The following is a 22,864-nucleotide window of genomic DNA, read 5'->3' as shown; positions in this document are numbered from 1 at the left end:
TCACGTGTCCGTTCGCCAGAGCCTGCTCGCCATCCTCGACCAGGGCCCGTGCTACGGCTATCAGCTGCGCGCAGAGTTCGACCGCCGCACGGGCTCGACGTGGCCACTGAACGTCGGGCAGATCTACAACACGCTCGAGCGCCTGGAGCGGGACGGGCTGGTCGCGCGCGGCGAAGCCGACCCCCTGGGCCACGTGTACTGGCAGATCACGGATGCCGGATCCGCCGAGGTGGCACGGTGGCTCTCCTCCCCCGTCGTGCGGACGCAGGCCACGCGCGACGAGGTCGCGATCAAGCTCGCCGTCGCCGCCACCCTGCCCGGCGTGGACGTGGCAGGAGTCATCCGGGCGCAGCGCACGGCCTCGATGCAGCAGCTGGAGTCCCTGCGACGTGCGGAGTACGCGGGATCCGACCCCGAGGGCCCTCAGGGGCTCGCCTGGTCCCTCGTCGCGGACTCGATGATCTTCGCCGCCGAGGCCGAGCTGCGCTGGCTCGATCACGCCGAGCAGCGCCTCGCCGGGCATCCCGACCACGCGATGGGGCTCGAACTCACCGCGGAGCGCCCGAAGCGGGGACGCCCGATCGGACGGCCGATACCCGCCTGATCCACAGCACACGCATGGCGTACGGAAAGTAGGATCGAGCCATGGCAGGTTTCTGGGGCAAGCGCAAACGTGAGCAGGAGGCCGCTCAGGCGGCTCAGGATGCCGATCTCGCGCGCCGGGCCGAGCAGGCGCTCGTCGCGGCCGACGAGCGGATCCGCACCGCGGGCGACGAACTCGCCTTCGCCGAGGCGGAGCTCGGCGTCTCGCTCACGAAGGATCTGAAAGCGGCACTGGAATCGGTGAAGACGCACCTCCGCGAAGCCTTCCAGCTGCACCAGCTCAACCACGACGAGATCCCCGACACTGATGAGGAGCTGCGCACCCGCAACGCGCGCATCGTCCAGCTGTGCGAGTGGGCGGAGGATCTCCTCGATGAGAAGACGGGCGCCCTCGCCGACTCCGTGACGCGCGTGCGGCAGGCTCCGCAGATCATCGAGCAGGTCCGCCGGGATGCCGAGGCCCTGAGCGCCCGCATCCCGCAGACCCGCGCGACGATCGAGCGCCTGTCCTCGCGGTACGCCGAGTCGGCGATGCATCAGATCGCGGCGTCCGCCGACGAGGCCGAGCAGCTCATCGCCTTCGCCACCCACGGCGCCGACGTCTCCGAGCGCCGTCGCGCGGCGCGGCAGAACGAAGAGGCGAATCTCGCCCTCGAGACCGCCACGGAGGCGACGCGGCGGGCAGGCGCCCTCATGGACGCCGTGGAGGACTTCGAGATCGAGGCCCTGCGTGCCGAATCCACCCTCGCCGAGGTCGTCGCGGACTCCCGCGGCGACATCGTCGCGGCCAGGAATGCCCCGAACGTCCCCGCCGTGGCGTCCGCGGTCGCCGACCTCGAGAAGGCCCTCGACGCTCTCTCCCCCGCGGGCTCGCGCAGCGATCCGTTCGCCGAACTGACACAGCTGCGCACCGCGAACACGGCGCTCGACGACGCGATCGCCAAGGCGCAGTACCGTGCCCAGAATCCGCTGCCGAGCGTCGCCCAGGTGCAGCATGCGCTCGACGACGCCGACCGTCAGCTCGGAGTCGCCAGGGGACTGATCTCCGGCCACCGCGGCTGGATCGGCGCCGACGCGCGAACGCGGTTCGCCGAGGCCGAGCGTCTGCGCATCGACATCCCAGAGATGGTCGCCTCCGAGGAGACGCGCGACCAGGCGCTGGCGGCATCCCGCCGGGTCGCCCAGCTCGCTGCGGAGGCGCTGCAGCTCGCGCAGCGCGACATCGACTCCGCCCGCCCGCAGCAGCAGGCTCCCGGCTGGGGCGGCGATGGCTGGGGCGGCGGACGCCGCGGCGGCGGTGGCGACATCATGGGCGGCATCATGGGCGGCCTCGTCATCGGCAGCATCCTCGACGGCATCTTCGACTGACGGCCCCCGCGACAGCATGAAGGCCCACTCCGCTCGGAGTGGGCCTTCGCCTTCGCTTCACGTCAGGATGCCAGCGCCTCCGCGGCCTCGGGCGAGGCCTGAGTCGTCAGCGAGATCACGCCGTAGTCCCAGCCCTTGCGGCGATAGACGACGCTGGGGTGGTCGGTGCGGGCGTCGACGAACAGGAAGAAGTCGTGCCCGACCAGCTCCATGCGGTCGACGGCCTCCTCGACCGTCATCCACTCGGCGTCGAAGTTCTTGGTGCGGATGACGACGGGCGAGTACTCCTCTTCTTCGTCAGCCTGGACGGGGACCGTGCCGGTGGCTACAGCCTGGAGCACGTCGACGGATGCCGGCTGGACGTCGATCCCCTCGAGAGAGCCACTGCCCTTCTCGAAGTGCGCGCCGCGCGGATGCTGGCGACCGTCGACGCGCTTCTCCTTCGCGCGCCGCAGCTGCTCGGCGAGCTTGTCGACGGCGAGGTCGAGGGCGACGAACTTGTCTCCGTCGACGGCTTCGGCGCGGACCACGGGCCCCTTGCCGATCAGCGTCAGCTCGACGGTCTCGTCGGGGACACGGCCGCCGCGATAGGCGCGGTGCGTGACCTTCACGTCCAGGCGCTGCGCCTTCGCGGCGAACTGCTGGACCCGGGCGATCTTCTCTTCGACAACGGTTCGGAAGCGATCGGTGATACCCACTCCGACGCCAACGATGCTTGTTTCCATTGCTGCCTCCTTGTCCCGGTCCTCCCGGCCAAGGGCGGACCGTGGTCGCCTTGTGACCCCCTACCGTAGTCCGCGTTTCCCTCCTTGTCACGGCTCCGTCACGATGTGTTCGCTCAGAGTTTCCGATGACGCGGTGTCGCGGCGAGCGCGACGGCTCCGCACACGCGGAATCCGGCGGCTCGCAGTGCTCTCGCGCCCTCGTCGAGCGTCGATCCGGTCGTCACGACGTCGTCGAAGATCAGCACCTCCTCATCGCCCCGGGCGTGTCGTGCCCGCATGCTCCTTGCAACGTTCCTGCGCCGCTCATCGACGTCGAGGTCGCGCTGATCCTCCGTGCGTCTGACCGCTCTCAGCAGGCGCGTCGGGGCGAGTCCCGCCCGTCGCATGAGCAGTTCCGGCACGCGGTAGCCGCGCCGGCGGAAAGCAGCCCGGCCGGTCGGCACCGGAACGAGGAGGGCGTCAGGATGATCAGAGATCGACGATGCAGCGGCATCCGCCAGCGCCGCACCGAGCGGATGGGCGAGAAGCGTCTCGCCGTCCTCCTTCACACGTCGGATGCAGCGGGCGCCCACGCCCTCGAACGGGAAGGCGGCGGTGATCGGCATCCCGTTCGGCGACGTGGACAGCACCGGCTCGGCGCTCAGCGCACGTCGGCAATCGCCGCACAGCAGCGTCCCCGGCGCGTCGCATCCGGCGCAGCACGCGGACAGCACGAATGCGGCGATCTCGTCGGTCAGCTCCGCCCAGTCGATCATGCCGTCCAGCATGCCGCCGGACGCATCCGGCACGGCCCCCGCTCCCGGGATCCGTGGAGAGCCAATCCCTGTGCAGGAGGGGTGGACTACTGTCCGGCGTGGGTTCCGAGGACGAGGACCCCCGACAGGCCCATCTGCCACGTCGAACCGCGCTGTGCGTACAGGACGCCCTTGTCGTCGAGGATGCGCAGCGCCGCCTCCGTGCGTCCGCCGGACAGCGCCTGCGCCCCGGCCGGAGCCGCCGAGGAGACACCGGGTCCGCCGACGCTCTGCGTGAGCACACTGTGTGTCGCCTCGTCGTCGAGGAGGACCCCGAGCGATTCGTCGCCGATCCAGGAGAGGCCGAGGGAGGTGCCGTCGAGCTGGGCGACCAGATGCGTCTCGCCGAGCGAGACGGGCACATGGGCGTCGTCGCGGATGATCGCGGCGAGGGCGATCCAGCGCTGGCCGCCCACCGTGATCACGGCCGCGGCACGCACGCCGTCCGATGCCACACGCAACTGCGAGATCGACGACGCCCCGGGGAAGGCTTCTGCGACTCTGACGGAAGTGACGTCGGAGCGCCAGGCGAGAAGCTCCTGCGGCGCCTGCCCCGGAACGGACCACGTGTACCCGTAGGGATCCATCGACGGGGCGATCAGGCCCGCCCTGCTGTCGAGACGGTTCACCTCGTCATCGGCGACCGTGTACACCCACCCGTCGTCGAGCCGCATTGCCGCCCGCGAATCGTCCGCTGCGATATCGACGGACTCCACGGCGCTCGCGACCTCGACGATGTGATCGCTGATGCCGTCATAGGGAGTGATCTCCTCGCCGACGAATGAGCCGAACTCGGACTCCGTCAGGACGACGGGGCTGGACTCGGTGCGCCCCGTCTCGACCGCGGCGACGCCGGCGTTCAGGTCGCGTCCATTGACGAGCAGACGCACCTCGGTGACTCCCACCGGTCGCAGCGTCGCCTCCAGCTGCGTGCGCATCCGGGAGACCTGACGATCGTCGAGTGTCGACGCCGCTGCCGTGAGCTCGACCGAGGCGACCTTGTCCGGACTGATCGGCACCGAGTCGCTCGCGAGCGACACGTCCCCGGGGAACGCGCTGCGCACCGCCGGTGCCAGCCAGTCGGCCGGCGCACCGCCGAGGAGGGACTGCGTGAGCGTCGTGGCGATCGTCTGCCTGCGCGGATACCACCGCAGGTCGGGGACGAGGCGCGTCCAGCTCTGATCGAAGTACTGCAGCGCGTAGCGCCGGTAGACCTGCGCGAACGCATCCGCGTCGAGGACGATACCGTCCGCCGCCTCGGCGATGCGCCACTCCCCCTCGTCATTGCGCTCGACGCTGAACGCGAGCACGGAGTCGTCGCCGGGCAGCTCCGCGTACGCACCGTCCTCGTCGACGCGGGCGACGAGCTCGAGCTGCACGCCCACATCGCCGGACTCGGCATCCTCGTCTTCGACGTCCGTGCTGAAGTCGCGCGTGCCCGCGCCCGAGTCGATGACGACGCCGGCGGAGGGCCGCCAGCGCGCAGCCATCTCGGGGCTCAGGAACTCGCGTGCGATCGCCCAGCCGTTGTCCGGGGTGAGGGCGGCGTCCAGGAAGCCCTCGACGATCTCCGTCGGACTCGCCCCCTCCAGAGGACGCGCGGCGATCTGGCTGATGTCCGGGTCGAGGTCGACGTCGTCCAGCGCGAGGCCGACGTTGACCTCGCCGGAGCTGGGCAGGCTCGTGCATCCGGTGAGGACCGCGATCAGCGCCGCGAGGGCGACGACCGCGAGCCCACGGGGCGATCGGTTCATGATTCGTCCTCCGCTCGCGCGTCGAAGTAGATCTCTCGCAGCTCGGTCAACTGGATCGGCTGCGTCATGGGGCCGACGTCGACGATGGCGTCCTGAGGCTCCAGCGGCACCGGCGACGTGCCCTCGCGCTGATCGTGGTCGCGCGGGATGGTGAGCACGAAGTTCGTCCCGACGGCGAGCTCCGACCAGACGGCGAGAGTCCCGCCGTGCAGCTGCGCGTCGCCCAGCGCGATGGACAGCCCCAGGCCCGTGCCGCCGATCGTCCGCTGACGCGACGGGTCCGCGCGCCAGAACCGGTCGAACACGCGCTCTGCGTCGGCCGGCCGCATCCCGAGGCCGAAATCGCGCACGCCTACGGCCACCGCGTACTGGTTGCTGTCGACGGTGACGACGATCGGATGCCGCTCACCGTGCTCGATCGCGTTGCCGATCAGGTTGCGCAGCACCCGCCGCACGCGGCGCGGGTCCATCTCGACGGGCGAGTACGCGCCCGGGGCGACGAGTCGCAGCTCGGAACCGCGCTCCTCGGCCAGCGGCCGCATCTGCTCGATGACGTCCTCGGCGAGCTCGGCGAGGCTCGTGGGCTCGAGCTCGAGCTGCACCGATCCCGCGTCGTACCGGCTGATCTCGAGCAGATCGCTCAGCAGGGTCTCGAAGCGCTGCACCTGCGTGTAGAGCAGTTCGGCGGTGCGGGCCGTGGTCGCGTCGAACTGGTCGCGCTGGTCGTTGAGCATGTCGGCTGCGAGCCGGATCGTCGTCAGCGGAGTGCGCAGCTCGTGCGAGACGTCGGAGACGAACCGCTGCTGCACGAGCGACAGCTCTCCGAGCTCCTTGATCTGCGCCTCGATGCTGTCGGCCATCGCGTTGAACGACTGCGCCAGCGTCGCCAGTTCGTCCTCGCCGTGCACGGGAAGGCGCACGTCGAGGTCGCCTGCGGCGAGCCGCGCGCTGGTCTCGGAGGCCTCGATGATGGGCTTCGAGACAAGCCGGAGCACGAGCCACGAGATCACGGCGACGATCGCGATGAGCACGAAGCCCGCCGCCCACAGCGTGCTCTGCACGAACTGCAGGGTCTCCTGGGAGTCGGCGAGGTCGTAGGCGATGTACACCTCGAAGGCGCCGACGCCGGGGAGGAACAGCTGCTGCCCGACGACAATGCCCGGCGCCGTCGTGCCGTCTGGCATGGGGATCGCGATCGACTGCCAGGACTGACGGTCGGGGAAGGACACCACCCGCTCACGGAGGCCGGGGCTGATGAGATCGGCACTCAGATCCGTGCGGAATCCCTGCACACCGCTGCCGACCGGGGTGTCGTCGATGGGGAACGCGATCACCCGCGACGAGGACGACGCCCGCGGAATCGTGTCCTGCACGTCCGACCACAGCGCGCGCAGCCCGGCGGGATCGTCGGTCACCTCGGCCGAGTCGACGCGGATCTGCGCCTCGGCGACGGCACGCAGGGCATCGGAGAGCACCTCGTCCCGCCGCGATTCGAACAGGTTGTTCTGGATGACGAGGGCCATGATCACGCTCGTGATGAAGATCGCGAGCGTCGTGAGCAGCAGGGTGATGGTGATGGTGCGGAACCGCAGCGACCGACGCCAGAGAGTCGCCGCCGCCTCGGGCCAGCTCCGCGGATCGCGCCACACCGCGGCGGTCGTCGTCGGCATCGCGCTCGTCGCGATCAATCCGGGCCCCTAGCCGACGCTCCCGGCCCGGTAGCCGACGCCGCGGACCGTCATGACGATCTTGGGCGCATCCGGGTCGAGCTCGACCTTGGCGCGCAGCCGCTGCACGTGCACGTTGACGAGCCGCGTGTCGGCCTTGTAGTGGTAGCCCCACACCTGCTCGAGCAGCATCTCGCGCGAGAACACCTGCTGAGGCTTCGCCGCGAGCGCGACGAGCAGCTGGAACTCCAGCGGGGTCAGTGGGATCGGCGTCTGGCCGCGTCGCACCTCGTGCGCATCGACGTCGACGACGAGGTCGCCGATGCGGAGGACCTCGCTCGTGGCGGGGGTCACCGGACGCAGCCGCGTGCGGATCCGCGCGACGAGCTCCTTCGGATTGAACGGCTTGACCATGTAGTCGTCGGCGCCGACCTCGAGTCCGCGCACGACATCGGCCGTGTCGCCTCGGGCGGTGAGCATGATGATCGGGATGCCCGATTCGGCACGGATGCGCGTGCAGATCTCGATGCCGTCCATGCCGGGGAGCATGAGGTCCAGAAGGACGAGATCAGGATGCTGCGTCCGCCATTCCTCGACAGCCTTGGCGCCGTCTGCGCAGAACACCGGCTCGAAGCCCTCGGTGCGCAGCACGATGCCGATCATCTCGGCCAGCGCGGTATCGTCGTCGACCACGAGGATCCGTGAGGTCATCTGATCCCAGCCCCATCTTTCTACGCAACACGCCGCCATCCGGGTGAAGGCGCAGCGCGGTCGCTCCCAGCGTACTTCATGACAACATTTCGATCACGGTAGCGCTCGCGCCGGGGCGCCGCACAGATCCGCACCGGTTCTCCGCAGTCACTCGCGGATATGACACGATGGTCGTGCACCTTCGGAGGGGAGCTCGATGAGCGCACAGTACTGGACGCCCGCCGTCCGACCGGGCCTCGTGCCGCTGCATCCCCTCACGTTCGGAGCCCTGATCAGCAAGCCGTTCGCCGCCCTGCGTCACAACCCGAAGGTGCTGTTCGGATTCGCCATCGTGATCCAGCTCGCGATCGCGATCGTCACCCTCGTCGTCATCGGCGTCGTCGCCGTCGCGACCTTCACGCGCGTGGAGTCGCTCTCACCGAGCAGTCCCGACTTCTACCCCGTCATGTGGGGCACGATCGCCATCAACGCGCTGGTCGTCCTGGCGATGAGCTTCGTCAGCCTCGCCTTCACCGCGGTGATGCAGGGCGTCGTCGCCGCCGACGTCGGCAGCGCGGCACTGCGCGAGAAGGCCCCTCTCGGACGTCTCTGGCAGCGGATGCGGCCGGCGTTCTGGCGTCTGGTCGGCTGGAGCGTCCTGCAGGCCCTCGCCGCGATCGTGCTCATGCTCGTGATCGGCGGAATCATCGCCCTGGGCGTCATGGCCGGCATCGGCGGCTCCGGTGAGGGCGTCGCCGTGACCGTCGTGGTCGGCATTCTGCTCGTGCTCGGCGCGATACCGCTGTGGATCTGGCTGAGCACGAAGCTCTTGCTCGTCCCCTCCGTCCTCGTCCTCGAGGGCGAGCGACTGCGGCCGGCGCTCGTCCGTTCGTGGAGGCTGACCCGGGGACGCTTCTGGAACACCTTCGGAGTGATCTTCCTCATCGGCCTGATCATGAACGCGGCCGTGAGCGTCATCAGCGTGCCGCTGTCGCTCCTGGGCTCACTCCTGCTGCCCGTGGTCGCCCCCACCGGCGGCACGGACGAGGCCACCGAGCTCGTCATGGCGATCGTCGTCAGCACCGTCCCGCAGCTGATCGTGTACGTGCTCCAGGCCGTCGCGATCGTCGTGCAGTGCGCCGCGGCGGCGTTCATCTATCTCGACAGCCGCATGCGCTACGAGGGGCTCGACCACAGCCTGATCACCTACCTGGAGCGCCGCGACCTCGGCACGGCCCCCGAGGAGCTCGGCGACCCGTTCGCCGTCGATCCGGAGCGGGCGGTCAGCAGCGCTCCGCCGCTCCGGCATTCGCCGCAGTACGGTGCTCCCCCGGTCGGATGGAGCGCGTACCCGCCCGCACAGCAGCACCCGGCGGCCCCGGAACACCAGGCGGCACAGCCGCCTCAGCCGCAGTACCCGGCGCACTCCGGTCCGCAGATGCCGCCTCCTCCGCCGCCCGGGTACGGCGGGGCATGATCCGCCTCGCCGAGGACCCGTTCGCCCCCGACGGCGACGAGGCGCGCCGCTGGGCGGAGCAGGAGCTGCAGAACCCCCGCTACGCCGACGCCAAGCCGACGTGGTTCGACTACCTCGCCGAGGACATCGCCGAATTCATCAGCGGACTGTTCTCCCCGGAGGCCGGGCAGCAGGCCGGCGGCACGGCACTCGTGATCGTCACCGTGGTCATCGTCGCCGCGCTCATCACCGTGCTCATCCTGTGGGGGCGCCCGCGGGCGTCACGGCGGGCGAGACGCGCCGGCCCCGATCTGCTGGGCGAGCGCGACGACCGCACGGCCGCGCAGCTGCGCGCCGACGCCGAGCGTCGCGCGCGCGAAGGCGATTGGGATGCCGCGACGGTGCTGCGCTTCCGGGCGATCGCGCGCGGATTCCTCGAGCGCAACATCGTCGACCCCGCCCCAGGGGCCACTGCGCAGGCGATCGCCCGCGAAGCGGCATCCGCTCTGGGCGACCTGCACGCGGAGCTCGCCGCCGCGGCCGGCGCCTTCGACGAGGTCCGCTATCTGCGGCATCCGGCGACCGAGGCGGGCTATCGCTCGCTCGTCGCCGTCGATGACGCCGTCGGCCGGGCGCGCCCGGCATCCGACCTCCAGGTCGTCCCGGCATGAGCGGGACGGCGGTGCGCGAGAAGGGACGTCTGCGCTCGGTGCTGGGCTGGCTCGCGATCGCGGCCGCGGTCATCGCGTTCGGACTGATCATCGGCGCACTCACGTTCGGCGCCCCGGATCCGCGCGGTGCGCTGGACCCGGAGAACGCCGGCGACTCCGGGAGCCTCGCGCTCGCCGAACTGGTGCGGGACCAGGGCGTCGAGATCACGATCGCCCGCAGCCGCGCCGACGCGGCCGGCGCGATCACCGATGACTCCACCCTGGTCATGGCCGACCCGTTCGCACTCTCCGACGAAGCCGTCGAAACTCTCATCGAGCCGTCGCACCGCACCGTCGTGCTCTCCAGCTCCTCACGGATGCTCCGATTGCTCGATCTCGGCGAGAACGCCGCCCCGCCGGTGGCTGCGACTCTCGGAGCCGGGTGCGACCTGCCCGAGCTCGCGAACGTCGGTACGGTGCAGCCCGACCGCTTCTTCTCCCCTGCCGAGGGCGTGAAGGGATGCTTCGCCGACGACGGAGCAGCCGGCCTGCTCGTCGCCGACCGCGACGGCACCCGGACCGCGATGATCGAGGCGAGCTCGCTGCTGAGCAACGAGCACCTGGCCGAGAACGGCAACGCGGCACTCGGGCTCGCCCTCCTCGGCCAGACCGATCATGTCGTCTGGTACGTGCCGTCGTTCGGCGACACCGACGTCGAGGCGCAGTCCCCCGACACCCTCGCCTCGCTCACGCCGCCCTGGGTGACGCCTGCGATCATCCTTCTGCTCCTGGCCGGTGTGATGGCGGGCATAGCGCGCGGGCAGCGTTTCGGCCCGCTCGTCACCGAGACACTCCCGGTCACCGTCCGGGCATCCGAGACCATGCACGGCCGCGCCCGACTCACGGCGAAGGCGGGCGACGCCGCCCACGCCGCCGAGGCTCTGCGCGACGGGGCGATCCGCCGCCTCGCCGCCCGCCTGGGGCTGACAGCCCGGTCGACCTCGGTCGAGGTCGCGGATGCGGCATCCGACCGGCTGCGCATCCCGCGCGGCTCCCTTCATCAGCTCCTCGCCGGCCCGCTGCCGACCGGAGACGCAGAACTCGTCGAGACCGCTCGCCGACTCGCCGAACTCGAGACGGCGGTCGATGCCGCCGGGCACGTGGAAAGGAACCAACCGTGACAGACACCGACGACGCGCAGCTGCGCCAGGCCATGCACCGGGTGCGAACCGAGGTCGACAAGGCCGTGGTCGGACAGGCCGGCACCGTCACCGGACTGCTCGTGTGCCTGCTCGCCCGTGGCCACGTGCTGCTGGAGGGCGTCCCGGGCGTGGCCAAGACACTGGTCGTGCGCTCCTTCGCCAAGGCGCTGGGGCTGGACACCAAGCGCGTCCAGTTCACCCCCGATCTCATGCCCGGCGATGTCACCGGTTCGCTCGTGTACGACGCGCGCACCGGCGAGTTCGAGTTCCGTCAGGGCCCGGTGTTCACGAACATCCTGCTCGCCGACGAGATCAACCGCACGCCCCCGAAGACCCAGGCCGCACTGCTGGAGGCCATGGAGGAGCGCCAGGTCTCGGCCGACGGCGAGAGCCGCGACCTGCCCGATCCCTTCCTCGTCGCCGCAACGCAGAACCCGATCGAGCACGAGGGCACGTACTCGCTGCCCGAGGCGCAGCTGGACCGCTTCCTCATGAAGCTCGTCGTCGGAATGCCCGAGCGCGATGCCGAGGTCAGCGTGCTGCGTCTGCACGCGGGCGGCTTCTCGCCGCGCGTGCTCACCGGCGTCGCGGCGGCCGTGACCCCCGAGGAGATCCGGGCCGCACAGGATGCCGCATCCCGTGTCGAGGTGACCGACGAGGTGCTCGGCTACGTCGTGGATCTCGCCCGCGCGAGCCGCCAGTCCCCATCCGTGCTTCTGGGTGCGAGTCCCCGAGCCTCGACCGCTCTGCTCGCCGCGGCGAAGGGCTGGGCGTGGCTGAACGGGTCGAGTGCCGTGACCCCGGATCACGTGCAGACCATGCTCGTGCCGGTCTGGCGGCACCGCCTGCAGCTGCGTCCGGATGCCGAGATGGAGGGCGTGTCCGCGGATGCGGTGCTCGCCTCGGTGATCCAGCAGACGCGGGTGCCGATCTAAGTGTTCGTCACCGGTCGGCTCGCGCTGCTCACAGGTTTCGGCGTCGTACCCGTCGTGGCGCTCGCCATGGCAGGTGTCCCGGCGTGGGCGGTCGTCGGCGGGTGGCTGCTGCTGTGCGCCGTGCTGCTGACGATCGACGTGTCGCTGGCGGCGAGCGCCCGTACGGTCACTGTGACCAGACGGGTGCCTGCCCGCGCCCGTATGGGCGAGCCGGTCGACGCCGAGGTGGCTCTGCACAACCATGGTCCGCGCACCCTGAACGCTCTCATCCGCGATGCCTGGCAGCCGACGGCCGGAGCCGGAGAGGGGCGGCTGCGGGTCGTGGTGCCCTCCGGTGAGCGGCGGCGGGCGACCGTACCGCTGCTCCCCCGCCGACGCGGCGAGCTCGTCAGCGCATTCGTCTTCATCCGCTCCCGCGGGCCGCTGGGACTCGGCGGCCGCCAGGCCAGGCACGACGTGCGCGGCGCCATCCGCATCCTCCCGGCCTTCGCGTCGCGCAAGCATCTTCCTTCCCGCCTCGCGCGCCTGCGCGAACTCGACGGCAACACGAGCATCCAGGTCCGCGGCCAGGGCACCGAATTCGACTCCCTGCGCGAGTACGTGCGCGGTGACGACGTCCGCTCGATCGACTGGCGCGCCACCGCCAGGGCCGGCACGACGATGCTGCGTACCTGGCGTCCGGAGCGCGACCGGCATGTCGTGATCCTCATCGACACCGGGCGGACCGCCGCCGCGCGCGTGGGCGACGGCACACGACTGGATGCCGCGCTCGAGGCGTCGCTGCTGCTCGCAGCGCTCGCGTCGAGGGCCGGAGATCACGTGCACCTGCTCATGTACGACCGCGTCGTCCGAGGGCGGGTCACGGGCGTGGAGGGCGCCGGTCTCCTGCAGGCGATCACGGATGCGATGGCGCCCGTGCATGCCCGGCTCGTCGACACGGACTGGGGTGGAGCTTTCGCGGCGATCCGCTCGTTGACGACGCGCCCGTCGCTGATCGTGGTGCTCACCGCGCAGGATGCCGCCGAGTCCGCGCGCAGCTTCCTGGGCGCGTTCCCCACCGCTTCACGCGCCACGACAGTGCTGGTCGGCTCGGTCACGGACGACGCCGTCGGCGAGCTCGCCACCCGGCGCGATTCCCGCGAGGACATCTACCTGGCGGCCGCCGCCGAGCGCACGATCCGCGATGCGGAGAATGTCGCGGATGCCATCCGCCGAGCAGGCGGTGAGGCGATCACCGCCGACCCCGAGGCGCTGCCGCCGAAGATCGCGGATCGCTATCTGGAGCTCAAGGCCGCCGGCCGCCTCTGAGCGGGTCCGCCGCCGAACGCTGGGTGGCCGATCGGTTGACATGACTGATTCTCTTTTGTGAATGATTCAGGAAACGACTATGCTGAATGCGATGACCGTCGCCACTGAGCACCATGCACCCGAGCGCCTGCGCGCCGCAGGGCTCCGCGTGACGGTGCAGCGCGTCGCTGTCATCGAAACGCTGGCCGCTCGACCGCACGCCTCGGCGGAGTCCGTGTTCTCGTCGTTGCGCGACCGGCTCAGCGGGGTGGCACTGCCCACCGTCCACGGCATCCTGGGCGATCTCACCGGCGCCGGAATCGTGCGCCGAGTGAGCCTGCCGGACGCCGCGAGCGCCCTCTACGAGGTGCAGGACGAGTTCGACAACCACCATCATCTGCAGTGCGTCGAATGCGGCCGCGTCGAAGACGTCGCGTGCGCCGTCGGCGAAGCACCCTGCCTGCATCCGTCCCACGACCACGGGATGCGGATCATCGAAGCCTCTGTGACCTACCGAGCCATCTGCTCCGATTGCGAAAGGAAGAAGTGAAATGACGGACAAGACTTTCACGACCACCCAGACCGGAACCCCTGTCGCCAGCGACGCCCACTCGCTGACCAACGGGCCGGACGGCATCACCGCCCTCCACGACCGCTACCTGGTCGAGAAGCTCGCCTCGTTCAACCGCGAGCGCGTGCCGGAGCGCAACCCGCACGCCAAGGGCGGCGGAGCATTCGGCGAGTTCGTCGTCACCGAGGACGTCTCGCAGTACACCCGCGCCGCCGTCTTCCAGCCCGGGGCCACGAGCGAGACGCTGCTGCGCTTCTCCTCGGTCGCGGGTGAGCAGGGCTCCCCCGACACCTGGCGCGATGTGCGCGGTTTCTCCCTGCGCTTCTACACCACCGAGGGCAACCTCGACATCGTGGGCAACAACACCCCGACGTTCTTCCTCCGCGACGGCATGAAGTTCCCCGACTTCATCCACTCGCAGAAGCGCCTCACCGGCTCCGCCCTGCGCGACGCCGACATGCAGTGGGACTTCTGGACCCTCTCCCCCGAGTCGGCTCACCAGGTCACCTACGTCATGGGCGACCGCGGCCTGCCGCGCTCGTGGCGCCACATGAACGGCTACGGCTCGCACACGTACCAGTGGGTCAACGCCGAGGGCGAGCGCTTCTGGGTCCAGTACCACTTCCTCACCAAGCAGGGCGTCGAGCCGATGTTCTCCGACGAAGCCGAGCGCATCGCCGGTCAGGACGCCGACTACTACCGCCGTGACCTCTACGAGGCGATCGAGAACGGCGACCACCCCTCCTGGGACGTCTACGTGCAGGTCATGCCCTACGAAGAGGCCAAGACGTACCGTTTCAACCCGTTCGATCTCACCAAGACGTGGTCGAAGAAGGACTACCCGCGCATCAAGGTCGGCACGTTCACGTTGAACCGCAACCCGCGCAACTTCTTCGCCGAGATCGAGCAGGCCGCCTTCTCGCCGGGAAACCAGGTTCCGGGCACCGGCATCTCCCCGGACAAGATGCTCATGGCGCGCGTGTTCTCCTACCCGGACGCGCAACGCTACCGGATCGGCACGAACTACAATCAGCTGCCGGTCAACCAGCCGCACGCCGCCGAGGTGAGCAACTACATGCATGAGGGCAACATGCAGTATCACTTCAACACGGCGGAGCACCGCGTCTACACCCCGAACTCGTACGGGGCGGCCGGCGGCCCGGAGGCCGACCCGCAGCGCGGCGTCGAGGCGAGCTGGGAGAACGACGGCGCGCTCATCCGCACCGCCGCGACCCTGCACGCGGAGGACGATGACTTCGGCCAGGCGCGCACGCTGATCAACGACGTCTTCACCGCCGAGGAGCGCCAGCGCTTCATCGAGACCCTCGCCGGCCAGTACGAAGCGCTGACCGTCCCCGCGATCCAGGAGCGCTTCTTCTGGTACTGGGGCCAGGTCGACCAGAAGGTCGCGGATGACGTGCGCGCGCTCACCAGCCGCGCATTCGACAACGCGGAGCCGGTGGGCGTCGGCGAGTGAGTCGCTGATTCCCTGAATCGTCGATTCGCGCGTGGGGTCGGATGCTTCACCATCCGACCCCACTAGCATGTGCCCTGAATCCGATCGATTCCGATCGAACCGACGAGAGGGATTCCCATGAGCGAGACGCTCGCCGAAGCTGCAGCTCCCGTCCCATCCACAGGAGCCAAACTCACCGCCGAGGCTCTCGGCACCTTCCTGCTGGTCCTCGGCGGCGTCGGAACCGCCCTGTTCGCCTCCAACCACTTCACCGACCCGGGTTCGGGCTCGGCCGTGTATGTGGCCGTCGCCTTCGCCTTCGGTCTCACGGTCGTCGTCGGCGCCTACGCGTTCGGCCCGGTCTCGGGCGGACACTTCAACCCCGCCGTGACGCTCGGCGTCGCTGCCGCAGGACGGCTCGCGTGGCGCGAGGTCCCCGGCTACATCATCGCTCAAGTCGTCGGCGGCGTCGTCGCGAGCACGATCCTCGTCCTCATCGGCCTGTTCGGGCCCGACGGCTGGCTGACCACGGCCCAGGATGCCGGTTTCGCCAGCAACGGCTGGGGAGAGCACTCCCCCAGCGGATTCGGCATGTGGGCCGCCATCATCATCGAGATCGTGCTGACCGCCGTGTTCCTGTTCGTGATCCTCGGGACGACGCACAAGCTGCGGCCGACCCCGTTCGCCGGGCTCGCCATCGGACTCACCCTGACTCTCATCCACCTCATCAGCATCCCGGTGGACAACACGTCGGTGAACCCGGCGCGCTCCATCGCCGCCGCCATCTACGGCGGCGTCGGGCCGCTCTCGCAGCTGTGGGTGTTCATCGTGTTCCCGATCGTCGGGGCGATGCTCGCCGGGATCGCGTACAAGACGCTGCTCGACGGCACGAAGCGGGTCTGAGTCCCGTCACCCCGCGGTGAGCTGCGGAGTGCCCGCCTCGTATTCGAGCAGGTCTCCGCGCTCACCGCGCCGGTATGCACGGCCACCGACGAGCAGCATGTAGACGAGGAAGACGGCCAGCGCGGCGGCGCCGATGCCGATCTTGATCGGCCAGGGCAGCGACCAGCCCGTGACGAATCCCTCCACGAGCCCGGACAGGAACAGGGCGAAGACCAGTCCGATCGCGACGGTGGCCAGGGCCCTTCCCTCCTGGGCCAGCGCCGCTCCTCTGGTCCGATGCCCGGGTGCGACCCACGCCCAGAACAGATGCAGCCCGGCAGCGGCGGCGACGAAGATGCTCGTCAGCTCCAGCATCCCGTGCGGGAGGATGTACAGCACCATGACGTCCAGACGGTCGTGCACGGTCATGATCGCCGCCGCCACCCCCACCACGAACGCGTTCTGCACGATGACGTAGAGCGGCCAGATTCCTGTGACGCCGAACAGCACGCACTGCGCGGCGATCCAGGCATTGTTGGTCCACACCATGCCCGCGAACACCGCCGCCGGGTTCTCGGTGTAGTAGTCGGTGAAGCTCTCCTCGGCGTACTGCTCGAGGAAGTCGGCGGGTCCCAGGGACGCCACCAGCGCCGGGTCGCCGGCAATCCACGCCGCGACGAGGACCGTGATCGCGACGAAGACGACAGCGATCACGAGGGTCGTCCAGCGCAGTCGGTAAAGCGCCGCGGGGAGCTGATCGACGAAGAACCGCGCGATCTGGGTGAGGATGCTGTCGGATGCCCCGGTGAGCCGTAACCGCGCCTTCGACAGGACGGACGACACATAGGCGCCCTGCGGCGAGTCGCCGACCGAGGTCTTGAGCTCTGCGAGATCCGCGGATGCCGCACGGTATCGCACGATCAGCTCATCGACGCCCGCGCCGTCGAGTCTGGCGCGGCTGAGAGCGTCGAGTCGTTCCCACTCCGCACGGCGCGCATCGGCGAGAGCATCGGCATCCACCTGATTTACTGTACTCATGTCTACGCCGCTCGACACCGCCGATGAGGTGCTCTCCGGCGAAGCCGTCGCGATCGACGTCCAGCCGCTGGGCTTCTTCATGCGCGCGCTCGGCTCCTTCATCGACATGGTCGTCGGCTGGGTGCTGTTCCTGCTCTTCCTGTGGCTGCGGACGTGGTTGCTGTTCACGGGGATCATCGACGCGTCGATCGACGGCATCCTGAACATCACCGCCGCCGTCATCTGCTTCGTCGTCGTGCCGATCGTCGTGGAGCTGGCCACCCGGGGCCGGAGTCTCGGGCGGCTCGCCGTCGGCGGGCGGATCGTCCGCCTGGACGGCGGTGCTGCCGGATTCCGGCACGCATTCATCCGTTCGCTGATAGGCGTCCTCGAGATCTACATGACCTTCGGCGCCATCGCGATGCTCTCGGGCGCGTTCACGCCCCGGTCGCAGCGTCTGGGCGACCTCGTCGCGGGGACGTACAGTCAGCGGGTCCGCACGCCGAAGCTCGTGCCGCTCGCGCCTGTCATGCCCCCGGCGCTGACCGGCTGGGCGCAGATCGCCGACGTCGCACGGATGCCGGATCGGCTGGCCCGGCGCATCTCCCAGTTCCTGCAGCACGCCGAGCGGATGTCGCCCCCGGCGCGGGCACGCGTCGCGGGAGACCTCGTCGCCGAGTCCGCGGCGTTCGTGTCGCCCCAGCCGGCGGCGCACCCGGAACAGATTCTCATCGCGATCACCGTGCTGCGGCGCGAGCGGGAATTCCGCGCTCTGGCGATCGCCGACGCGAAGACGGAGCGGCTGACCGGTCGCCGGGTGGGCGTCTGACTCAGGCGCGCAGAGCCTCGTGCCGCACGACGATCCACCCGGCGGGCACCGAGAGCCGGTCCGCGTGCTGCGCGCACAGGTCGTGCGCGTGCGGGTGGCCGCTGCCGCCCAGCGGCCCGAGCGCGGCCATCTGGTCACCGTAGTCGTACGTGAGCGTGGCCACGGCCTCACGGGCGCAGGTCACCTTCGAGCAGAGTCGTCCGTCCATCCCTGTCAGCGTAGGACGCATGGGCGCCTCGATCGGGATGCCGCGCGGAGCGCCTAGACTTTCGAACATGCCACGCCGTCGCTCTGCCCCCGCGTCTCCTCGACGCGGTGCCCGTCATGGCCGGCACGGACGGCTGGGACGCAGCGAGGTCGTCCGCCCTCCCCTGCCGCCGCTGGACGGGCGCATCGACCGCTTCGACGCCACGATCGGCACCGCCGTGGACTTCCTGCGCGGCACGTGGCCCGAGCTGCAGGACGTTCGGTTCGAGATCGGCGGGCTGCCGACAAGGCCGGATGCCGACGGCATCCCGCGCTGGGAGATCGATCGCGAACAGCGCCGCATCGTGCTGTTCCGCATCCCGATCGAGCGACTCCTCCCGCCGGGGCATGACGATGATCTGCATCGACGAGTGGCGATCGAGAGCGCGGTGTTCCGCGCGGCGGCCGAATTCGTCGGCAAGGACCCGTGGGAGTTCGGACCGGATGCGCCCTGACGGCGTCGGCGATCAGGGGTAGACGGTGATCGGCTCCTGCGCCGCCGCGCCCGCCCACACGGGCCATCCGGCCAGCGCATCCGTCCCGGACAGCATGACGGCGGCCCGGATCGGCCCGTCCGTGGAGACCGAGTAGGCGCTGCTGCTGCGGACCTCGATCACGGCGTCGCCGCCGACCGGGATGCTGACCTCCTGCGGCTGCCCGCCCGACGTGCCCGCGACCGTCACCGTCACCGCATCGTCCGAGGCGTTCACGAGGTGCATCCGCGGGCCGGGGCCTGCGGGCACGGCCACGAGCACCTCCCCGTCGATCTCCGGCGCAGAGGGCATCCACGCGAAGTCGCTTCCGGCACCGGCACCCGTGGTCTGCCTGACCGCGCCCACGACGGAGGCGTCGGCCTCGATGTCGATGCTGTAGACGCCCGGCTCGAGCGCCTGCAGGTCGACATCCGTGGGCGCGCCCGCGTCGAGCGGGACGGTGGTCTGCAGCACCTCCTCGCCGCCCGAGCGCACGGAGATCCGCGCGTTGGTCGCCTCTTCCGTGGCCATCAGGCGCAGCAGCGTGAGCGGAAAGTCGTCGCTGGCTGCCTCGACCTGGACCCCGGCGAATCCGATGCGCTCGGCGGGTGCTGCAGCCGCATCCTGCAGGTCGGATCCCGACGGATCCAGTGTGCGGATGAGGGAGGACTGCACAGTCGCGCGCAGCGGGGCGCCCTCGGCGGTGACCCGTACCACCGGCGACGGCGTTCCGGCGGCGACGGATGACAGTGGCACGGAGATCTGCGTGCCCGCGGGGACGAGGACCGAACTCGACGTCTCTTCGAGGCCGAACATGGTGATGGTCGCCGTCGCCGTCACATCGCCGGGGTTGGCGAGGATGACCAGATCGCTGGTGCCCGTCTCGACGGCGCCGCCGATCAACCAGGACTCGGTGCGGGGCTCGCGGCAGGCTGCTGCGGCGAGGCCGGAGAGGTCATCGGCATTCAGCGTGATGGATTCGGCCGCGGCGATGAGCGAGTCACCGCCCTGCTCGGCGCTGGCGACGAAGTGCTTGGGCCCGGATGACTCTCCGAGCTCGGGGGCTGCGAGTTCGGACTCTTCCGTGCTGCCCGTGCTCTCGACCGTGAGCGACGGGGTGCCGCCGGACTGCTGCTGCGACGCATCCGTCGCGTTGCGTCCGAGGGCGCGGAAGTCCCCTGTGCACACCAGGGTGGTGTCGCCGGCGGTCGGCGTCACCGACACCTGAGCTGGCTGAGCCTGCGTGCTCGGCCACGGCATGGCCACGGCGACGACGACCGCGATCACGCACCCGATGGCCAGCGCGGCGCCGGTGAGGAAACGGGCGCCGGTGGTGACCAGCCTGACGGCTCGGTTCTGGATCATCGCTGCTCCTCATCCTCGTCGGCGTCACCGGCCGAGGGCTCCGGCCTGGCGTCCTCGCGACGCCGTGGCAGGACCAACGGCTCGTCGGCGGCTCTGCCGACGATGCGGGACTGGGATCTGGCCGCGCGCCGGGAGGCCCTGGTCGGGATGGAGAGCAGCAGAGCGGCGAACACGACGATGAGCTGCAGGGCGATGATCGACCCAGCGGTCCCCTGCTCGGCGCGGGTCGGGTCGGACCGCTCGGCCGGCTCGGCATCGAGCCGCCACAGCACGCCCTTGTCGGTCTCCCCGACCTTGACGAAGCCGGCGCGCTGGTCGAGCGCCGTCACCGCCTCGACGCGGAACGCACGAGCCGCGTCGGATTCGGAACCGCGTGGCTGATCGAGCAGGACGAAGTGGATGCCGTGGGCGGCGAGCTCGCCTGGAGCGTCGAAGGTGCGCGGCGAGAGCAGGTCGACGGCCAGGGCGCTGATGTCGACGCCCTGCGGCGACGTCGCCGTGCTGAGCATCGTGGTCTGGGCTCCGAGCGTGGCGCTGGCACCCCACACCACGTCGATCGCGAGCCCGCCGTCGTTCTGCGGGGTGAGCACGAGCGTGGAGATCTCGCGGTCGCCCCGCGCTTCGGCCGCGACGTAGGCGGGCAGCGTGCTCTCGGGCCCGTTGGTGAGCTCCGTGCGTCCGCCGTGCAGCGCGGTGAGCGCGGGCAGGGCGCATACGGCCAGCGCGAGGCCCGCGACGGTGACGGCGGCGATGCGCAGCTTCGGCATCGTGATCGCGGTGTCGAGGGTGACGAGGGCGCCGCCGACCAGTCCCGCCCACGCGAGGCTGAGACCGGTGCCGGGCCAGATCGCCACGGGAGTGCCCTGGGTGAAGCTCACGCTGACGCCGACCGCGAGGAACGCTGTGGCCAGACCGGCCATCGTGACGCCGAGCAGCGTGATGCCCGCGCCCCAGCGCGGCGCGACGGCGGCGGCCAGCGCGAGCAGCGCCACGGGTGCGATGAGCACAGGAGCCCATGCGGCCAAAGCGGGGTCGAGCACGTCCATCCAGCCGGCGAGGTCGGCCGTCGGGAATCCGCTGGCCAGCACGAGCCGTCCTGCCGGGTCGGCGCCGACCTGCGCCCCGGCCCAGACGGCGCCGGGGTCGGCGAACACCGACCACAGCTGCCCGTTCTGCGCCTGCCAGAACGCGAGAGGAGCGAACAGGACAGCGGTGGGCGCCAGCATCCACAGCAGGCGGATGGCGCCGTGGAACCACGCGCGGGAGAGCACGATGATGATCGCCAGCAGCCACAGCACGATCAGCGCCGGCGCGAGCGACGGTGCGCAGGCGATGGTCGCCGCGAGGATGATCGAGGCCGCACCGGCGGCGCCCCACGAGCGGTGCGCGACGACCGCCGTGTGGAAGAGCCACGGCAGGAGGAGGTGGGCGAGCACGGCGGCCGGGCGCCCCTCGATCAGTGCGGTGAGGAAGGTCGGTGCCAGGGCCCAGGCGGCGCCGCCGAAGATCCGCAGCCCCCCGCGGTCGGTGATGCGCGTGGCCGCGAACCACCCGCCGAGAACCGCAAGCGGCAGCGCCAGCAACCAGAGCACGACCATCGCGTAGGAGGGCGCCCCGGCCCAGAGCGTCCCGACGACGGCGAGAACGGCCGCGAACGGGTCGGCGGGGCCGATGACGCCGATGCCGACACCGCTCATTGCCCCCGGGCGTCGGACCACAGAGCCGCGACCGTGTCGCGGAGGGGAAGCAGGGCGCCCCCGCCGATCGCCGGCCAGGCCAGGAGCGTCGTGAAAGCCGCGATGCTCACGACGAGGGCGCCGAGCACTGCCCACGCGCCTCCGCCGGAGAAGAAGTCGAGTTCGCTGACGGCGCCGCCTTCGCTGCCGTGACCGTCGTCGAGTCGGCGACGCAGCTCTGCGCGGCTGATCCGCAGCGGGGCGATGCGCGCCCACGAGGCCTTCCTGTTGGTGCGGATGCCGCGGCGCGAGCGGGCGACAGCGCCGAAGCGGACCATCGCGGCGAGGGCTGCACCCCACTCGGGGAAGACGGATGCCGGGCGTTTGGCGACCAGATGCGCGATCGTGCGCCACAGCGCCAGGGGAAGCAGGCTCAGCCAGTGCAGCGGGACGACGGCGGCCGGCGCATAGGCGAGGCGGCGGTGCAGCTGGGCAAGGCGTGTGACGTAGGCGCGCGGCGCCTGACCCTGCGGCAGGGCGGCCGGTCCGTCGGGGCTGACGGAGACGCGGGCACCGGGCGCGAGCGTCACTCGTCCGCCGGCGAGGCGGGCACGGACGCCGAGGTCGAGCCCCTCGTCGGCACCGCCGAGCCCGGGGTCCGGCAGCAGCAGCCCGGTGGTCTCCGCACGGATGAGCATCCCGCGGATGTCGGCGCCGAGTGCGTCATCCCGGCCGTCGTGCTGGTTCTGGTCGAGCTCTCCTGCCGCGAGTTCGACGGAGCGTCCCCAGCGTGTCATCGTCACGCCCAGGCTGACAAGATGCCGGTCGTCGTCGACGTCGACGAGCTTGGGTGCCGCAATGGACGCGGACGGTGAACGCTCCAGAGCCCCCGCGAGCTGAGCGAGTGCGCCCGGATGCGGGGCAGTGTCGTGCGCGAGGAGCCAGATCGCCGCGTCGTCGGCGACGCGCGGCTTCGCGAGCGCAACGGCCTCTGCGAAGGACGTGCTCGTGCGGGCCTCGATGATCCCTTCGACCACCCGGGCGATCGCATCGCTCTCGCGCGCCGCCGTGCCGTCTCCGCAGACGACGAGGGTCACGGCGTCCGGCCGACGCGTCTGAAGCGTCAGGGCATCGAGCGTGCGCAGTAGCTGAGCTCGGGAGGACGGCCCAGGGCGCGCGACGATGATGGCATGAACTCGGGTTGGCATGGCCTGGTCA

General features: G+C 70.5%; 22 protein-coding genes. 12 read left to right on the top strand and 10 right to left on the bottom strand.

Annotated features, from left to right (window positions below; all coding sequences use genetic code 11):
* Positions 1–4: 4 nt before the first annotated feature.
* Together HWX58_RS05220 and HWX58_RS05215 are read left to right on the top strand one after the other, a co-directional pair.
* A complete protein-coding gene (locus HWX58_RS05220) occupies positions 5–604 on the top strand; it encodes a PadR family transcriptional regulator (protein ID WP_175985949.1) in 600 nt (199 codons plus the stop codon).
* A gap of 41 nt (positions 605–645) precedes the next feature.
* Positions 646–1,971: a coiled-coil domain-containing protein gene (locus HWX58_RS05215; RefSeq protein ID WP_175985948.1), complete on the top strand. Its 1,326-nt coding sequence runs from the start codon at positions 646–648 to the stop codon at positions 1,969–1,971.
* A gap of 62 nt (positions 1,972–2,033) precedes the next feature.
* Here HWX58_RS05215 and hpf read toward each other — a convergent pair whose 3' ends face one another.
* The 5 genes from hpf to mtrA form a co-directional block, all read right to left on the bottom strand.
* The gene (gene hpf / locus HWX58_RS05210; RefSeq protein WP_175985947.1) at positions 2,034–2,696 is read right to left on the bottom strand and encodes a ribosome hibernation-promoting factor, HPF/YfiA family; all 663 of its coding nucleotides are present in this window, start codon (positions 2,694–2,696) and stop codon (positions 2,034–2,036) included.
* Positions 2,697–2,809: 113 nt separating this feature from the next.
* Positions 2,810–3,484: a ComF family protein gene (locus HWX58_RS05205; protein WP_227530401.1), complete on the bottom strand. Its 675-nt coding sequence runs from the start codon at positions 3,482–3,484 to the stop codon at positions 2,810–2,812.
* Between the two features lie 53 nt (positions 3,485–3,537).
* Positions 3,538–5,244: an LpqB family beta-propeller domain-containing protein gene (locus HWX58_RS05200; RefSeq protein WP_175985946.1), complete on the bottom strand. Its 1,707-nt coding sequence runs from the start codon at positions 5,242–5,244 to the stop codon at positions 3,538–3,540.
* Complete coding sequence (gene mtrB / locus HWX58_RS05195; protein ID WP_175985945.1) at positions 5,241–6,914, bottom strand: MtrAB system histidine kinase MtrB; 1,674 nt, start codon at positions 6,912–6,914, stop codon at positions 5,241–5,243. Before mtrB ends, HWX58_RS05200 begins: the two co-directional genes overlap by 4 nt.
* 27 nt (positions 6,915–6,941) lie before the next feature.
* Positions 6,942–7,622: an MtrAB system response regulator MtrA gene (gene mtrA, locus HWX58_RS05190; protein WP_175985944.1), complete on the bottom strand. Its 681-nt coding sequence runs from the start codon at positions 7,620–7,622 to the stop codon at positions 6,942–6,944.
* 196 nt (positions 7,623–7,818) lie between these two features.
* Here mtrA and HWX58_RS05185 point away from each other — a divergent pair, with 196 nt between their 5' ends.
* The 8 genes from HWX58_RS05185 to aqpZ all read left to right on the top strand — a co-directional run bounded on the left by HWX58_RS05185 (position 7,819) and on the right by aqpZ (position 16,061).
* Positions 7,819–9,078 carry a DUF7847 domain-containing protein gene (locus HWX58_RS05185; RefSeq protein WP_175985943.1) on the top strand — a complete coding sequence of 420 codons (1,260 nt, stop codon included), beginning with the start codon at positions 7,819–7,821 and terminating at the stop codon, positions 9,076–9,078.
* Complete coding sequence (locus HWX58_RS05180; protein WP_175985942.1) at positions 9,075–9,728, top strand: DUF4129 domain-containing protein; 654 nt, start codon at positions 9,075–9,077, stop codon at positions 9,726–9,728. The genes HWX58_RS05185 and HWX58_RS05180 overlap by 4 nt, the downstream gene beginning before the upstream one ends.
* The gene (locus HWX58_RS05175) at positions 9,725–10,888 is read left to right on the top strand and encodes a DUF4350 domain-containing protein (protein WP_175985941.1); all 1,164 of its coding nucleotides are present in this window, start codon (positions 9,725–9,727) and stop codon (positions 10,886–10,888) included. The genes HWX58_RS05180 and HWX58_RS05175 overlap by 4 nt, the downstream gene beginning before the upstream one ends.
* Positions 10,889–10,920: 32 nt before the next feature.
* Positions 10,921–11,844, top strand: coding sequence for an AAA family ATPase (locus HWX58_RS05170; RefSeq protein ID WP_175986155.1), 924 nt, complete (start codon positions 10,921–10,923; stop codon positions 11,842–11,844).
* A complete protein-coding gene (locus tag HWX58_RS05165; RefSeq protein WP_175985940.1) occupies positions 11,845–13,152 on the top strand; it encodes a DUF58 domain-containing protein in 1,308 nt (435 codons plus the stop codon).
* A 91-nt stretch (positions 13,153–13,243) separates the two neighbouring features.
* The gene (locus HWX58_RS05160; RefSeq protein WP_175985939.1) at positions 13,244–13,681 is read left to right on the top strand and encodes a Fur family transcriptional regulator; all 438 of its coding nucleotides are present in this window, start codon (positions 13,244–13,246) and stop codon (positions 13,679–13,681) included.
* A 1-nt stretch (position 13,682) separates the two neighbouring features.
* On the top strand, positions 13,683–15,179 hold the full coding sequence (locus HWX58_RS05155) for a catalase (protein ID WP_175985938.1): 1,497 nt from the start codon (positions 13,683–13,685) through the stop codon (positions 15,177–15,179).
* Positions 15,180–15,296: 117 nt separating this feature from the next.
* A complete protein-coding gene (gene aqpZ, locus HWX58_RS05150; protein WP_175985937.1) occupies positions 15,297–16,061 on the top strand; it encodes an aquaporin Z in 765 nt (254 codons plus the stop codon).
* A 6-nt stretch (positions 16,062–16,067) separates the two neighbouring features.
* On the opposite strand, the gene HWX58_RS05145 is transcribed toward aqpZ, so the two are convergent.
* The gene (locus HWX58_RS05145; protein WP_175986154.1) at positions 16,068–17,060 is read right to left on the bottom strand and encodes a stage II sporulation protein M; all 993 of its coding nucleotides are present in this window, start codon (positions 17,058–17,060) and stop codon (positions 16,068–16,070) included.
* A 16-nt stretch (positions 17,061–17,076) separates the two neighbouring features.
* On the opposite strand from HWX58_RS05145, the gene HWX58_RS05140 reads away from it, so the two are divergent.
* A complete protein-coding gene (locus HWX58_RS05140) occupies positions 17,077–17,886 on the top strand; it encodes an RDD family protein (RefSeq protein ID WP_175985936.1) in 810 nt (269 codons plus the stop codon).
* Between the two features lies 1 nt (position 17,887).
* Here the strand turns inward: HWX58_RS05140 and HWX58_RS05135 are convergent, their stop codons facing one another.
* Complete coding sequence (locus tag HWX58_RS05135; protein ID WP_175985935.1) at positions 17,888–18,094, bottom strand: DUF3499 family protein; 207 nt, start codon at positions 18,092–18,094, stop codon at positions 17,888–17,890.
* A 67-nt stretch (positions 18,095–18,161) separates the two neighbouring features.
* Between HWX58_RS05135 and HWX58_RS05130 the strand changes: the two genes are divergently transcribed.
* On the top strand, positions 18,162–18,587 hold the full coding sequence (locus HWX58_RS05130; protein ID WP_227530407.1) for a hypothetical protein: 426 nt from the start codon (positions 18,162–18,164) through the stop codon (positions 18,585–18,587).
* Between the two features lie 12 nt (positions 18,588–18,599).
* On the opposite strand, the gene HWX58_RS05125 is transcribed toward HWX58_RS05130, so the two are convergent.
* Genes HWX58_RS05125 through HWX58_RS15050 form a run of 3 tightly spaced genes read right to left on the bottom strand, consistent with a single transcriptional unit; the run spans position 18,600 to position 22,854 of the window.
* On the bottom strand, positions 18,600–19,970 hold the full coding sequence (locus HWX58_RS05125; RefSeq protein WP_175985934.1) for a DUF5719 family protein: 1,371 nt from the start codon (positions 19,968–19,970) through the stop codon (positions 18,600–18,602).
* The gene (locus HWX58_RS15055) at positions 19,967–21,667 is read right to left on the bottom strand and encodes a glycosyltransferase family protein (RefSeq protein ID WP_250646109.1); all 1,701 of its coding nucleotides are present in this window, start codon (positions 21,665–21,667) and stop codon (positions 19,967–19,969) included. Before HWX58_RS15055 ends, HWX58_RS05125 begins: the two co-directional genes overlap by 4 nt.
* Complete coding sequence (locus HWX58_RS15050) at positions 21,664–22,854, bottom strand: glycosyltransferase (RefSeq protein WP_250646108.1); 1,191 nt, start codon at positions 22,852–22,854, stop codon at positions 21,664–21,666. Before HWX58_RS15050 ends, HWX58_RS15055 begins: the two co-directional genes overlap by 4 nt.
* Between the last annotated feature and the right edge of the window lie 10 nt (positions 22,855–22,864).

Source organism: Microbacterium tenebrionis, assembly GCF_903645325.1.
In the GTDB taxonomy this organism is placed as follows: Bacteria; Actinomycetota; Actinomycetes; order Actinomycetales; family Microbacteriaceae; genus Microbacterium; species Microbacterium tenebrionis.
Note: the sequence above shows the minus strand (reverse complement) of the source record. Positions and strands in the feature narration are given on the sequence as shown.

What these genes read in the sequence shown, in the direction of transcription:
- HWX58_RS05160 (WP_175985939.1), top strand. Translation starts at nt 13,244, where the DNA reads ATGACCGTCGCCACTGAGCACCATGCACCCGAGCGCCTGCGCGCCGCA.
- HWX58_RS05215 (WP_175985948.1), top strand. Translation starts at nt 646, where the DNA reads ATGGCAGGTTTCTGGGGCAAGCGCAAACGTGAGCAGGAGGCCGCTCAG.
- HWX58_RS05125 (WP_175985934.1), bottom strand. Translation starts at nt 19,970, where the DNA reads ATGATCCAGAACCGAGCCGTCAGGCTGGTCACCACCGGCGCCCGTTTC.
- HWX58_RS05185 (WP_175985943.1), top strand. Translation starts at nt 7,819, where the DNA reads ATGAGCGCACAGTACTGGACGCCCGCCGTCCGACCGGGCCTCGTGCCG.
- HWX58_RS05200 (WP_175985946.1), bottom strand. Translation starts at nt 5,244, where the DNA reads ATGAACCGATCGCCCCGTGGGCTCGCGGTCGTCGCCCTCGCGGCGCTG.
- HWX58_RS05175 (WP_175985941.1), top strand. Translation starts at nt 9,725, where the DNA reads ATGAGCGGGACGGCGGTGCGCGAGAAGGGACGTCTGCGCTCGGTGCTG.
- HWX58_RS05155 (WP_175985938.1), top strand. Translation starts at nt 13,683, where the DNA reads ATGACGGACAAGACTTTCACGACCACCCAGACCGGAACCCCTGTCGCC.
- HWX58_RS15055 (WP_250646109.1), bottom strand. Translation starts at nt 21,667, where the DNA reads ATGAGCGGTGTCGGCATCGGCGTCATCGGCCCCGCCGACCCGTTCGCG.
- HWX58_RS05140 (WP_175985936.1), top strand. Translation starts at nt 17,077, where the DNA reads ATGTCTACGCCGCTCGACACCGCCGATGAGGTGCTCTCCGGCGAAGCC.
- mtrA (WP_175985944.1), bottom strand. Translation starts at nt 7,622, where the DNA reads ATGACCTCACGGATCCTCGTGGTCGACGACGATACCGCGCTGGCCGAG.
- hpf (WP_175985947.1), bottom strand. Translation starts at nt 2,696, where the DNA reads ATGGAAACAAGCATCGTTGGCGTCGGAGTGGGTATCACCGATCGCTTC.
- HWX58_RS15050 (WP_250646108.1), bottom strand. Translation starts at nt 22,854, where the DNA reads ATGCCAACCCGAGTTCATGCCATCATCGTCGCGCGCCCTGGGCCGTCC.
- HWX58_RS05180 (WP_175985942.1), top strand. Translation starts at nt 9,075, where the DNA reads ATGATCCGCCTCGCCGAGGACCCGTTCGCCCCCGACGGCGACGAGGCG.
- HWX58_RS05170 (WP_175986155.1), top strand. Translation starts at nt 10,921, where the DNA reads ATGCACCGGGTGCGAACCGAGGTCGACAAGGCCGTGGTCGGACAGGCC.
- aqpZ (WP_175985937.1), top strand. Translation starts at nt 15,297, where the DNA reads ATGAGCGAGACGCTCGCCGAAGCTGCAGCTCCCGTCCCATCCACAGGA.
- HWX58_RS05135 (WP_175985935.1), bottom strand. Translation starts at nt 18,094, where the DNA reads ATGGACGGACGACTCTGCTCGAAGGTGACCTGCGCCCGTGAGGCCGTG.
- mtrB (WP_175985945.1), bottom strand. Translation starts at nt 6,914, where the DNA reads ATGCCGACGACGACCGCCGCGGTGTGGCGCGATCCGCGGAGCTGGCCC.
- HWX58_RS05130 (WP_227530407.1), top strand. Translation starts at nt 18,162, where the DNA reads ATGCCACGCCGTCGCTCTGCCCCCGCGTCTCCTCGACGCGGTGCCCGT.